Below are 13,453 nucleotides of genomic sequence, written 5' to 3' on the forward strand. Positions count from 1 at the left end.
CTTCTGACTAGTTGTTTGAGAAGCCTCGCGTTTATTATGTTTAAAATGCATATTTAATATGCTTAGTTATACGAGGCGAAGATGCATATTAGGCGCAATTTTGTCTAGGAAATAGCAAAAAACTTATCTAATTGATATGTTTTAAATGCATAGCTGAATTAATGTATTCGTTTATTTTTGGTTGATTTTGACATGAAATAGTCATATTTTGAGTATAAAAATACCCATTAATGTGGCAGATGCATCAATGGGCATCATGTATAAATTGTTTTCTAATTGCCTGAAGAAAAATAGATTTTTTCTTTAGATTTTGGTGCAATGACATACACTTCTTGGGCATGGCGATTTTTGAAGTTTAATTTAACGTTTTTATTCACAAAGGTTTCGTTGATGGGTTTTATTTTTGCAATATTGTCATCGCATGCATCGACATTGCCATCGGCTTCTTGCTTGTAAATCATTTTACCTGTTTGAAAATTGACATCAATTTTTGTCCAAGAATCACAAATACGCCCACTGGAAGATTGGTAGCCGATTAATTCAAATTGACCATTTTGATAGCGATATTGGTCGCGTGTGTCCCATTTCCATGAGCTGCCACCGGCGTGGTTGACAAACAAAGAGCCGTTTTTGATGCTGATTTCTTGAAACGGATCGCCCATCATACCACCTGCTTGGGAAGGCAAAATCACTTGTTGGCTTTGTTGCCACAAGCTGCGTTTACCATTTTGGATTTTGAATACTTCCAATTTGCGTATGCTGCCTAAATCATTGTTGCTTGGGCGTCCTGTATCGGTCACCACCACGATTTCTGCTTGCCCATCACCATCCAAATCCCCGCGCGCTTCGCCTAAAACCTGTGCTTGTGCCCATTGAGCCGTGCCTAAAACCATACTGATAGCGATGATTTTGTGTATTGTTTTCAACATTTTTCTCCTAATCTCAATATGCTTGCAAGATTAAAACAGTAAGAGATTGTTTGGCAATGGCTTTATTCTAAATGAATGTAAAAAGCGTCCTGTAAAGATTTACAGGACGCTTGGATTAATGGGTAGAGTCGATTGATGCCGTTTCTTGTAATTCGGCAATTAAAGCATTCATTTGATTGGGTTCTCGCAGCAATTGCATCAAATAATCAGCAATACTGTGCAAAACTTCCAAATCTTGCTCGTTCAAGCTGCGACTTTGATGGTTCATAATGGATAAACATCCCAAAATCAAACCTTTTTTATTGCGCAGTGGCACACCTGCATAAAAACGGATTTTATGACCTGCCAATTCAGAATGTTTGTCAAAACGAGGATCGTTTTGAATGTCTTCCAAAATCAAATCTTCATTTTCATACACGATATAGGTGGCGATGGATTGTTCGCGTGCAATGCCAGTGTCTTGTGTGTTTGATAACAAAGTATTGGCAGGGGTGTGTACCCAATGCTCGTCTACCCAAGCAATTTGTGCATAATCCACATTGAAGCTGTGCAAGGTTTGTTTAATAATATGTTGATAAACAGGCAAATAAGCGGCATTGAAGACATCGCATTGCACCAAAGCTTGTAAACGTTCCGCTTCGTTGTCGGGCAATAAAGTCGGGTTAATGGTGGTGGAATGATGGCTAGGCAATAAAGGCAAGTGCAAGTTTAAACTGTGTATGCTGTCCACAACTGCGGTCAATTCAAATCGCTCTTGCATGGCGACGTTCAAGGTTTGAATATCGCCATTCCATGCAATGACAATAATATGCAAATGCTCATATGCGCGTAAATGGCGGGCAATCAGGCGAATTTGTGCCATGGGTTCGGCATTGAAAATAGACAAACACAATACATCCATATTTTCCCAATCAATTTGCTCCAAACCATTTTGGTTTTGCAAAAAAGCATTGTTGTGAGTTTGTGCTTGAAAGCCGCTCAATTGCAATGCATGGGTCACCATTGCCGCCGCTTGCACATCGACATACCAGCGTGCGCCCAAACACACAATATTCAAATCACATACGGAGGCAATGTCGTTAACTGGATAATCTTTGTACATATGTTGGTTGAATTCAGCGATGCCTAAATTCATACGCAAGCGGTGGCGCGCGGTGGCGATATCATCGTGTGAAGAGGAAAACAAGCGCAAAGCTTCAATGGCAACATCATCGTAAAAACCAATGACTTTGCGTGCCAGCAGTGGTGTATCGGCTTTGTGCGGTAAGTCGGCTTCGATGTAATTTTCGGCCAGCTCTACCGCTTCGGCAATATTTTGTGCTAACAATCTTTGGTAAAAGCGTTGTGGGGTTTCTAAAACAGGATCACTGCCAATAATAACCTCAATAAAACGCAAAGATGGAATGGAGCGAGACAACACCAACAAACAAGCCGTCATCGGGGTGGACAAAATCAAGCCCACAGGTCCCCAAATAGCGGTCCAAAATGTGGCGGCTAAAATGATGGATAAGGTGGACAAACCCGTACTGCTGCCATACAGCCACGGCTCGATGACATTGTTGCTGATCAATTCCAATACCACAATCAAACCAATAGTCCACAAAACCATGTCCCAACTAGGGTCTACCGCAAAAGCCAAAGCCAATGGAAAAATGGATGAAATCACAGGACCGACATACGGAATAAAACGCATGACAACGGCAATCGTGCCCCACAAAAATGCAGCAGGCACACCAATAAACCACAGACCTATGGCCATAGGAATGCCGTAGCTGGCGTTGACCAACAATTGCATGCGCAAATAAGTACCGATGCGTTGTGCGGCTTCATTGAGCATGTCAGTGGCGACGTTCAAATTTCTACCTAAAATCAATAAAATGCGATCACGCAATTCGCTGCGATTGATTAAAATTAAAATCACAAACAACAACGCAATGCCTGCGGTGACAATCGGTTCTGCCACCGCTTGAATCCATACCGCCACTGCATTGATGGGATTGGATTCATCTGAAACAATTTTGACTTCGGTAATGGCCGCTTCATTGGAATTTTTGGGTTCTTGGTCATCATCGTGTTTGATGTTAGGTGCTGTGTCGCTGATGGTTTGTTGAATGATAGAAAATGTGCTGATGGCGCCGTCCCACACGCTTGGTCCTTCGGTATAGGTTTTCAGGTTTTGGGCTTTTTCTTGAATGGTGTCTTGGTAAGTGGGCAATTGTTGGCTCAAATTCACCAATTGCATGCCCAAATAAGTGGTGCCAGCGATGAGCAAAGCCAAGCAGACTGTAATCACCGTCATCACTGAAACCAAATGTGGCAAGCCCCAATGTTTGAGTTTTAAGACGATGGGATGCAATAAAAAGCCTAAAAATGTTGCCAAAGCTAAGGGAATCAATAAAGAGCGTCCAAAATACAAACCACTGATGACCAAAGCGGCAATACACAATCCAATTAAGATGCGCAAATTGGGCAATAATGAGACTATTTGCGCCATTAAATGTTGGTTTTCTAAGGTGGTATCTGAGGGTTGCGGTGTTGTATTGTCGTGTGGGTTTTCGGCAGAGGGCGTGGGTTTATTTGGAGGAAGATGGGGATTGGGTTGATTCATGGCAACCATCCTTATGTATTGATTCATGAAGATTTAAATTGAATTCATCAGTATGAATTCAGATGAATGACGGACGGTAAAAGTTCAGGCTGTCGTTTAACATGAATATGGCAAATCATCTTTTACGCGTCCTGTAAAGTTTTAAGCATGCCGCAGCTGACGACTTAAATGGTCGGGGATTGTGTTTGTGTTAACGGTGTTTTTAAACGCAATTTGGCATCGTGGCGGCGTTGAAAAGTGGCGTTGATGATGCCTCCAAAAATCAAAATCATGCCAGTGAAATACAGCCATAACATCAGCACAATCACACCACCAATGCTGCCGTAAGTGGCTGAATAATTGCCAAAATGGGCAATGTAAGTGGAAAAGCCATAAGTCAACGCCAACCAACCTAAGCTTGCGACCGATGTGCCTACAAAGACACGTGAGACATGTAAGCGCGGTTTGGTTTTGGGCACAATCCAATACATTGCCAATAACAACACAAAAATCATCAACGCAGGCATAATCAAACGCAAAGTCTCCCACAAGCCACGTATGGCATCGGGCACGTCAATCCATTGGTGTACAAATGTCATAATCGCCCCACCAAAAATTGGCAATACCAACGCCATCAGCAGCAGTGCTAAAAACAGCAAAGTAAATATCACCGACCACAAACGGTCTGTGAAAGTCATGGCGGTCTCGAGGTTGTAAGCTTTGTTCAGCGCAGCCATCAAAGCATTCATGCCTTTAGAAGCCGACCATAAAGTACCTAATGCACCCAAAGACAAAATATTGCTGTTTTGATGGGTCAAAATCGGGCTTAGAATTTGTTGTACCATTTTAAAAATATCAGGCGGCATCACATCCGCCATCAATTCATACACATGCGATGGGTTTAAATTCAAATAGGGAATCAAACCGATGAAAAAAATCATCAGCGGAAAAAATGACAATAAGAAAAAATAGGCCAATTGAGCCCCTAATGCAGACAAGTCCACGTTTTTGACCCGCCAAATCAAATCTTGCCACATGCCTTTGTGAGTCAAAATATCGATTTGATTGGGATTTTTCACTACAAATGATTGAATATATTGGATGAATGGAGGCATATGTGGCCTTTTTGTATAAACCAAATGAATGATAGATAAAATCAAGGTCAAACAAGTTTATTTTTATTTGATCCATTTGTGTGATTTTTGATGGTTAAAGTTGCGTTAGGTTTGAGATGGCCTATTCAGCAACAGACATCATAGAATGCACGTTTTAATATTATTTAAGAGGTGGGGCTATGTCCAATTTAGAAGATCCGAGAGTTTTGTTTGCATTAGAGCGTACGGCTTTGGCTTGGAATCGCAGTGCTTTGGCCTTGGTCGCATTTGGTTTTTTGATTCAAAAATCCAGCTTGTTGGTACAGTTAATTGACCCTATAAAATACCATGACAAAATTGTTTACAACCATTGGTTGGGCGTGGCGGTGATTGTGTTTGGCATGGTGGTAAATGTCGGTTCTTTGTTTCAATACCGAGCAGGTTTGCGCTCTTTAACCGAGGCAGAATTTTTGCCACATTATCGCACCCAATATCCGCTGGTATTAAACTTATTTACTTTGTTAACAGGCTTGTTGCTCATGGTTTCGTTTTGGATACATTAAGTTTTACAGGACGCTTGTAAACTGATTATGCTTGGCAATACAGTTGGTGCAAGGTTTGCATCAGTGTGAGCACTTTGTCATCATGGATTTGATAAAAAATTTGTTTGCCATCACGGCGCGTGGTGACCATGTGATGGTTGCGTAAAATGGTCAATTGTTGTGATAACGTGGGTTGATGGATGTCGGTCATGGCTTCAATTTGTTGCACATTCAATTCAGCATTGGCCAAAACACACAAGATTTTCAATCGCACAGGATTGGACAAAACTTTCAAACATTGGCTGACAAGCTCCGCTTGCGAAAAATCGAAATGGGTGTGAGTAGTGTCGGGATTCATTTGGGTATCCATAGGTATTTGAAACATCATGCTTGTTATATTATATAAAATTATATAATATAAAAATATATTTTATTTTTGAGGTGTTGAGCATGCACGATTTTTTGGCTGCCTTTTTAGGTGGTGCTTTGTTAGGGCTGGCGGCGGTGGGCTATTTGTACGTCCACGGTCGCATTGCCGGCATCAGCGGCTTGATTGCCCAAACTTTAAATCCGCAAACGGCTTTCAAAACACCTGCCATTTGGTTTTTAGCGGGTTTGTTGATTGTGCCGTTTGGATATGCGTGGTTTTCTCAGCCTGAAATCTGGGTGGATGCCAATCCTTGGATGATGATTTTAGCAGGTTTGTTGGTGGGCTTTGGCACGCGTATGGGTTCAGGCTGCACCAGTGGGCATGGCATTTGTGGTATTAGTCGTTTGTCCAAGCGTTCGTTGGTGGCAACGGCCGTATTCATGTTAGCAGGCATGGCTACGGTTGCAGTAATGCGCCATGTGGTGGGAGTCATTTCATGAAAAATATTTTGGCGTTTGTATTCGGTGGCATCTTTGCCATAGGTTTGTCGTTTTCAGGTATGGCCAATCCTGAAAAAGTGTTGGGCTTTTTGGATGTTTTTGGACAATGGGATGCCAGCTTGGCTTTTGTGATGATGGGTGCAATTGCGGTGGCGTTTGTGCCATTTCAAAAAGCAGCGCGCCAAGCCAAACCGACTACCGTATTCAATGAGCCGATAGATTTGCCACAAGCCATACAAATTGACCGCCCATTGCTAATAGGCAGTGTGTTGTTTGGTATCGGTTGGGGCATTGCAGGCATGTGTCCAGCACCGAGCTTGACCTTAATTGGTTTGGGTCATTATGAGGCTGGTTATTTTATTGTTGCGATGGCCGTTGGTGTGTGGTTGCATCGTCAATATTCAAAAAGGTGAATACATCGTGTCCCAAGCCATAGTCCAAGCTTTTTTTGATGAATCAAGCAATACCTTCAGTTATGTGGTCAGTGATGCCAATACCCGTGAGTGTGCCATTATCGACAGTGTATTGGATTATGATACAGCCAGTGCCACCACGACAACGACTCATGCAGACCGCATCATTGCCTATATACAAGAACAAAAATTGACCGTGGCATGGTTGTTGGAAACCCATGTGCACGCAGACCATTTGAGTGCTGCGCATTATTTGCAACAGCAGCTGGGTGGTCAAGTAGCGATGAGTGCACACATCGTGTTGGTGCAAGAAATGTTCAGTCAAATTTACCATTTGGATGTGCAAAAATACCGAGACATGCCGCCTTTTGATCATTTGTTTGCCGATGGTGAGGCTTTTCAAATCGGTACTTTGCAAGCGTACAATATTCCCACACCAGGACATACTCCTGCATGTTTGAGTTATGTGATTGGCGATAATGTGTTTGTAGGCGATACTTTGTTCATGCCTGATTATGGTACGGCACGTTGTGATTTTCCTAAAGGCAATGCTGCCGATTTGTTCGATTCAGTGCAAAAATTATATGCTTTGCCTGAAACCACACGGGTATTTTTATGCCATGATTATTTGCCTGAAAGCCGAAGTGAATATGTATATCAGACCGATATTCGCACGCAAAAGCAACACAATATTCACATTAACCAACACACCACTAAAACCGATTTTATCAGTCTGCGCCAAAGCCGCGATGCATTTTTGAGCATGCCCAAATTGATGTTGCCTGCCATTCAAATTAACATGAACGGCGGTCAATTGCCAGAGCCGGAAAGCAATGGTGTGTCGTATTTGAAATTGCCTTTGAATTATTTTAAAAAATAATATTGATTTCCAACGTGTATGCAATCAGCGTCCTGTAAGTGTTTACAGGACGCTTTTACTTATTTGGAATTTATGAGGCAAAGCATTATATTGTCGTGTAGATAGACATAACCTGTCTTTTTGCAGTGGTATATATGCCGAACGAATTTAAAACACAATATTGTATGTCAGTAAGGAAATGGTATGGCAAAGAACATTGAACCAACATTGAAATTAATCAGTACTTATTTACAGTTAGAAAAATCTGCTAAGTTTGTGATTCCTAACTATCAAAGAGCATATTCTTGGGGTTTGGATCAGTGTGATAAATTATGGCAAGACATTGAAGCATTTCGGACATCAGAATCCGATGATCCTTATTTTTTCGGTACGGTGATTGTGGATGTGTCAGATTCTAAAACATTTAGTTTGATTGATGGACAGCAAAGAACCACGACATTTTTATTGTTACTAAAAGCATTATTGGTGCGGTTGAATGAGGTGATTCCCAAAATCTCTAATGATGAGGAATCGGAACCTTTGAAAGAAGGTTTAAAAGACAATCGCAAGAAAATTATGGGTATCTTGTATCAAGCAGAAGCAGAAGATATCCCTGCGATGATTAAAAATCCTAGCAGTATGCAAGGTATTGTCATTTTAGAAAATCATTCTATTAATGAACTTTACAAAGATGAAGTGGCAAAAATTCTTGCTGCTGTGGATTTTATGGATGCAGAAAAACATGTGGCCAAATTGCCGCGCAAGCAAAGAGACAACAAATACACCCACCATTTTCGAAATTTCAAATTTTTCTACAAAGAGTTGGAGAAAAAAGATGGATCTGAATTAAATGGTTTTGCTAAAAATTTTTTAGGTAAATGCCAAATCATTGAAATTCGCAGTTGGGAAGTCGCTCAAGCCATCACGATGTTCAATTCTCTGAATTCAACAGGTATGCCGTTGTCAGATGCAGACATCATTTCAGCACAAATGTATTCCAAGTCTGAAGACAAAACTCAATTTAATACAGAGTGGGAAAAAATCAACCATTTGGTGCATGAATTAAGCCATCAAAAAATGGTGGATATGAATTCGGTATTGCAACAATTTATGTATATTCAGCGTGCTAAAAACAATGAGTTCGATGCCAGCACACCGGGATTGAGACGGTATTACACTGAAATCAATAGTGCATTATTAGATCAGCCGATGCAGTTGTGTGCGGATTTGTTGAAAATCGCCGATGCTTGGGATGCCATTAAAACGCATCCTATGGTGAAATTGTTGTTGAAATTCAATGAAAATGCCAAGTTGTTTTTGGCCAGTTATGTATATCGTTATGATGTTGCGCAATTAACCGATGCCATTATTACCGATATTTGTGAATGTTTGTTGCGTTTGTTTGTGTTGTTAGAGCTTGATGATACGGCTTATTCTAGCGCGAAATACAAAGCTTTTTTATTCAAAGAAAACATCAGATTGGTCGATGCTGAAATTGATTTTAATGCAATCGAGCAAGACTTTAATCAGCATATAGGCAATGAAAAAAATTGGCGTTCTGAAGCGGTTGCAGAGGCGATTTGGGTATATGAAAAAAATGCGTTGGTGTATTTAAATGAATATTTGTATGCCAAAGAAAAAGGTTTGCCATTTGATTTTGCAGACAATGTGAATATTGAACACATCATGCCATCTAGCGGCAATAACATCACCAGCATTCAGACCGATGCAGGCATTGAGGACAAAGAAGAGTTCAAAGCGTTGGTGAACCAAGTGGGCAATAAAATTTTGTTGGAAGAAAACATTAACAAATCCATTGGCAACCAATGGTTTAAAACCAAAAAACAAAAGACCGTGTCCGAAAAATCGGGTTATAAAGACAGCCAATACCACATTGCAGCAGCATTACAGCATTATCCAAAAGATGTTTGGGAAAAGTCAGACATTGAAGCGGCCACTGACAAAGCCACGCAGCGTTTGATTGATTTTATTTTTATGCAGTAATGGTATCGCATTAAAAACAAGCGTCCTGTAAACCTTACAGGACGCTTTTTAAATGGTTTAAAGTGGTTTCAAGCTTAGATTATTCGCTTAACAAGGCAATGTCTGCTACGGCATTCAATTGCAAATTCAATTGATTGAGCAAATTCAAGCGGTTTTGTTTCAAAGCGGCATCATCTGCCATCACCATCACGCCATCAAAGAACGCATCCACAGGTGCACGCAAAGTCGCCAATTGGCTTAAAGCTGCGGTGAAGTCTTGCGCTGCAATGGCAGTGTTGATGCTCGCTTGCAAGTTCTCAGTGGCTGCAAACAAAGCTTTTTCCGCGTCTTCTTGTAAACCATCGGCATTCACTGCACCCAATTCACCATCGGTTTTCTTGAGCAAATTGTGCACACGTTTGTTGGCTGCTGCCAAAGCTGCCGCTTCTGGCAAGGCTTTGAATGCGCTGACCGCTTCCAAACGTGCGCCAATGTCGTGCAAGCTTTCAGGGCGGTGTGCCAAGACTGCTGCGACCACGTCGTGGGCGTAATCGCCTTGCAACAATACCGCCAAACGCGCGTACATGAAGTCGACCACTTCAGAGACAGTTTTATCAGCCAAAATGCCTGCAGGGAAGCTGTCGTAAGCGGCCTGTACCAAGCTCGGTAAGTTGACATTGTATTGCATCAACATGCGTACCACGCCCAAAGCCGCACGGCGCAAAGCGTAAGGGTCTTTGTCGCCTGTTGGAATCAAGCCAATGCCCCAAATGCCGACAATCGCTTCGAGTTTGTCTGCTAAAGCGACTGCAGTGGCTTCGGCTGAGTCAGGCAAAGCATCGCCTGCAAAACGTGGTTGGTAATGTTGTTCGATGGCTTGGGCAACAATGGCGTTTTCGTTATCGTGTTGGGCATAATATTTGCCCATAGTGCCTTGCAATTCCGGGAATTCGCCCACCATTTCAGTGACCAAATCGGCTTTGGCCAAGCGTGCAGCACGTTCGCTTAAGGTCACATCGGCACCAATCAAACTTGCGATGTGAGAGGCGATGCCCACCAAACGTCCAATGCGTTCGCTTTGGCTGCCAATTTTGTTGTGGTAAACCACAGTATCCAAACGTGGTAAACGGCTTTCCAAAGTATTTTTGCGGTCGGTTTGGTAGAAAAATTCCGCATCAGACAAACGCGCACGCAACACACGTTCGTTGCCTTGAACGATGTGAATCGGGTCTTGGGCTTTCAAGTTAGACACGAGCAAGAAACGGTTCATCAACTTGCCATTGGCATCGAGCAATGGGAAGTATTTTTGATTTTGTTGCATGGTCAAAATCAAGCATTCTTGTGGCACATTCAAAAAATGCGCCTCAAAACCTGCTTCCAAAACCACAGGCAATTCTACCAATGCGGTGACTTCGTCACGCAAAGCTTCATCAGCGGCAACGGTGGCGTTTAATTTGTCAGCCGCTTGTGCCAAATGTGAATTAATCAAAGCACGACGCGCCGCGAAATTGGCAATCACTTTGCCTTGTTCGGCAATTTTGGTTTCGTATTCGTCAGCATGGTTGAAAGTCACAGGGTCGTTAGACAAAAAGCGGTGACCCAAAGTCCAGTTTTGGCTTTCTAAACCCAACACAGAAGCGTTCAAAGTTTGTGCACCCAACATCACGATTAAGCCGTGTACAGGACGCACAAAAGTGTAAGTTGAGCTGCCCCAACGCATCACTTTAGGAATCGGCAATTTTTTTACCGCTTGTGCCAACACATCTGAAATCACGCTTTCCAAGCTTTGACCCGCTTGGGTGTATTCGTAGGCGTAAACGTCTTGTTTACCATCGAAAACAACTTTTAAATCCGCCACGTCCGCGCCAGCACCACGGGCAAAACCCAATAAAGCTTTGGTTGGTTCGCCATCTTTCATGCCATTGGCAACAGATGGACCTTTTTTCACGATTTGTTGATCGGCTTGAATGGCGGTGACGTTTTGGATTTGCACACCCAAACGACGTGGTGAGGCAAAGACTTTGTAAACGGCATCTTGACCAATGAATTGGTCTTTTTGCAATTGTTCGATGATGTTTTGGGCAAAGCTTTGACCTAAGTTGTTCAAAGCTTTTGGCGGCAATTCTTCGGTACGAAGTTCAATCAATAGGGTTTCGGTGCTCATTTGGCTAACCTTTTTTGCAATCTTGGAAATCAAGCGTCCTGTAAAAACAGATTGGGTTTACAGGACGCTTTAATATTATTTGTCGGCGTTTTTAATCAATGGGAAGCCCAAAGCTTCGCGGCTGTCGACGTATTTTTGTGCCACAGCGCGGCTCAACGCACGCACACGACCAATGTAAGTGGCGCGTTCGGTCACAGAAATGGCGCCGCGCGCATCCAATAAGTTGAAAGTGTGACCTGCTTTTAACACCAATTCGTAAGCAGGCAAAGCCAAAGATGCGTCTTCCACTGCCAATATGCGTTGCGCTTGTGCTTCGTATTGGTTGAATTGACCCAATAACCATTCAGCATCGGAATATTCAAAATTGTACGTCGATTGTTCCACTTCGTTTTGGTGGTACACATCGCCATAAGTGACGGTTTGACCATCTAAGGTTTTTGCCCACACCAAATCGTACACATTTTCTACGCCTTGCAAATACATCGCCAAGCGTTCGATGCCGTAAGTGATTTCACCCAAAACAGGTGAGCAATCAATGCCGCCAACTTGTTGGAAATAGGTAAATTGCGTCACTTCCATACCATTTAACCAAATTTCCCAACCCAAGCCCCAAGCGCCCAAAGTAGGATTTTCCCAATCGTCTTCGACAAAACGGATGTCGTGTTCCAAAGGAGACAAGCCCAATTCTTGTAACGATTGTAAGTACAATTCTTGGATGTTGTCAGGAGCGGGTTTCAAAGCGACCTGAAATTGGTAATAGTGTTGCAAACGGTTTGGATTATCGCCATAACGACCGTCTTTAGGGCGGCGTGAAGGTTGTACATAAGCGGCAAACCAAGGTTCAGGGCCCAAAGCATGTAAGCAAGTGGCAGGGTGGGATGTACCTGCGCCGACTTCTAAGTCAAATGGTTGTAAAACCACACAGCCTTGGGCTGCCCAAAATGATTGTAATTTGAAAATGATTTCTTGAAAGGTCAACATGGAACGGACTTTAGAGGTAGTCGTAAATAGGCTTATTCTACTGTATCAAGCGGACAGTGGGTAGTGAACGGCGCCGATTGCATGGCAAAACATACGCATAGAAAATAAAAAACAGTATAATGCTTTGGTTTTATTGAAAAGTTCAGTTTGATTTTGTTCCCATTGATAGAAGTAACAAGGAGTGTCAGGTGTCGTTCGATAATGAAGATGAAGATTTAAAGACCCAACGTAAATTGTTTTTGTTTCTCGGTACGTTGGTGGGTGCGGTGACGGCAATCGTGTTGTTTTATGCCATTGCGGTGGATGCCAAAGAAAATCAAGCACCGTCAGCAAGCGATGTGGTGGCTGAGCAGCCTGCCACAGCCGACAGCCAAGAAATTGCAGAAGCCAATGGTTTGGTCATCGTTGAACCTGCTGTGATGGCGAGTGCGAGTGAGCCTGTGGCTGCGGTGGAGAGTGACGGTGCGCGCGTGGTGGTAGAACAAGGCACGGTGAAATTTTATTTTGCGTCAGGTCAAACTGCTTTGGCAACCGGTGCTGATGAGGCTTTAGAAGCCATAGTTGCAGGCGTGAAACAAGGCAAAAAAGCACAAGTGTCGGGTTTTCACGACAGTACGGGTTCGTTGGAAGTGAATGAGCGCGTGTCTAAGGAACGAGCGCAGGCGGTGCGTGATGCATTGGTGAAATTGGGTGTGCCTGAGCAAGACATTGAATTGGTGAAACCAAAAGTATTGGAAGGCACAGGCGAAAATGCTGAGGCACGTCGCGTGGAAGTGGTTTTGAAATAAATGAATTGAAATGGCATACAAAGCGTCCTGTAAATGTTTACAGGACGCTTTTTTAAATGTTCAAAAATAGAATATTTTGTTGTTTATGAATCTACATAAGAGGCACATAAAGCGTTGTTTTCGATGTAAACAAGTCACAATCATGGCAAAAAAATGCTCAATCTTGGTATGAACATTGGGATTTTTGGCATTTAATAAATATTTTATGCTGATTTTATTTAGATGTGTATGAATAACAACCAA

General features: G+C 42.6%; 12 protein-coding genes. 6 read left to right on the plus strand and 6 right to left on the minus strand.

Annotated elements, in window-relative coordinates; translation table 11 throughout:
• Positions 1-272 precede the first annotated feature (272 nt).
• The 3 genes from H150_RS0102785 to H150_RS0102795 all read right to left on the minus strand — a co-directional run bounded on the left by H150_RS0102785 (position 273) and on the right by H150_RS0102795 (position 4,631).
• A complete protein-coding gene (locus tag H150_RS0102785; protein WP_019957523.1) occupies positions 273-929 on the minus strand; it encodes a hypothetical protein in 657 nt (218 codons plus the stop codon).
• Positions 930-1,044: 115 nt separating this feature from the next.
• Positions 1,045-3,537 (minus strand): AI-2E family transporter, encoded by a 2,493-nt coding sequence (locus tag H150_RS13590; RefSeq protein ID WP_051082976.1) that lies wholly within the window; start codon positions 3,535-3,537, stop codon positions 1,045-1,047.
• 164 nt (positions 3,538-3,701) lie between these two features.
• Positions 3,702-4,631, minus strand: coding sequence for a YihY/virulence factor BrkB family protein (locus tag H150_RS0102795; RefSeq protein WP_019957525.1), 930 nt, complete (start codon positions 4,629-4,631; stop codon positions 3,702-3,704).
• Positions 4,632-4,810: 179 nt separating this feature from the next.
• Here H150_RS0102795 and H150_RS0102800 point away from each other — a divergent pair, with 179 nt between their 5' ends.
• Positions 4,811-5,173 (plus strand): YidH family protein, encoded by a 363-nt coding sequence (locus H150_RS0102800; RefSeq protein ID WP_019957526.1) that lies wholly within the window; start codon positions 4,811-4,813, stop codon positions 5,171-5,173.
• Positions 5,174-5,198: 25 nt separating this feature from the next.
• Here H150_RS0102800 and H150_RS0102805 read toward each other — a convergent pair whose 3' ends face one another.
• A complete protein-coding gene (locus H150_RS0102805; RefSeq protein WP_026353415.1) occupies positions 5,199-5,510 on the minus strand; it encodes an ArsR/SmtB family transcription factor in 312 nt (103 codons plus the stop codon).
• A gap of 92 nt (positions 5,511-5,602) precedes the next feature.
• Here H150_RS0102805 and H150_RS0102810 point away from each other — a divergent pair, with 92 nt between their 5' ends.
• The 4 genes from H150_RS0102810 to H150_RS0102825 all read left to right on the plus strand — a co-directional run bounded on the left by H150_RS0102810 (position 5,603) and on the right by H150_RS0102825 (position 9,298).
• Entirely contained in the window at positions 5,603-6,022 is a 420-nt protein-coding gene (locus H150_RS0102810; RefSeq protein WP_019957528.1) for a YeeE/YedE family protein, read from the plus strand.
• Positions 6,019-6,435, plus strand: a complete 417-nt coding sequence (locus H150_RS0102815) for a YeeE/YedE family protein (protein ID WP_019957529.1) — start codon at positions 6,019-6,021, stop codon at positions 6,433-6,435. The genes H150_RS0102810 and H150_RS0102815 overlap by 4 nt, the downstream gene beginning before the upstream one ends.
• 7 nt (positions 6,436-6,442) lie before the next feature.
• Positions 6,443-7,315, plus strand: a complete 873-nt coding sequence (locus H150_RS0102820; RefSeq protein WP_026353416.1) for an MBL fold metallo-hydrolase — start codon at positions 6,443-6,445, stop codon at positions 7,313-7,315.
• Between the two features lie 183 nt (positions 7,316-7,498).
• Positions 7,499-9,298: a DUF262 domain-containing protein gene (locus H150_RS0102825; protein WP_019957531.1), complete on the plus strand. Its 1,800-nt coding sequence runs from the start codon at positions 7,499-7,501 to the stop codon at positions 9,296-9,298.
• A 79-nt stretch (positions 9,299-9,377) separates the two neighbouring features.
• On the opposite strand, the gene glyS is transcribed toward H150_RS0102825, so the two are convergent.
• Together glyS and glyQ are read right to left on the minus strand one after the other, a co-directional pair.
• Positions 9,378-11,441, minus strand: a complete 2,064-nt coding sequence (gene glyS, locus H150_RS0102830; protein ID WP_019957532.1) for a glycine--tRNA ligase subunit beta — start codon at positions 11,439-11,441, stop codon at positions 9,378-9,380.
• Positions 11,442-11,516: 75 nt separating this feature from the next.
• The gene (glyQ, locus tag H150_RS0102835; protein ID WP_019957533.1) at positions 11,517-12,422 is read right to left on the minus strand and encodes a glycine--tRNA ligase subunit alpha; all 906 of its coding nucleotides are present in this window, start codon (positions 12,420-12,422) and stop codon (positions 11,517-11,519) included.
• Positions 12,423-12,610: 188 nt separating this feature from the next.
• On the opposite strand from glyQ, the gene H150_RS15255 reads away from it, so the two are divergent.
• A complete protein-coding gene (locus H150_RS15255; RefSeq protein WP_019957534.1) occupies positions 12,611-13,210 on the plus strand; it encodes an OmpA family protein in 600 nt (199 codons plus the stop codon).
• The last annotated feature ends 243 nt before the right edge of the window (positions 13,211-13,453 follow it).

This window comes from Vitreoscilla stercoraria DSM 513, assembly GCF_000382305.1.
Classification (GTDB): Bacteria; Pseudomonadota; Gammaproteobacteria; order Burkholderiales; family Neisseriaceae; genus Vitreoscilla; species Vitreoscilla stercoraria.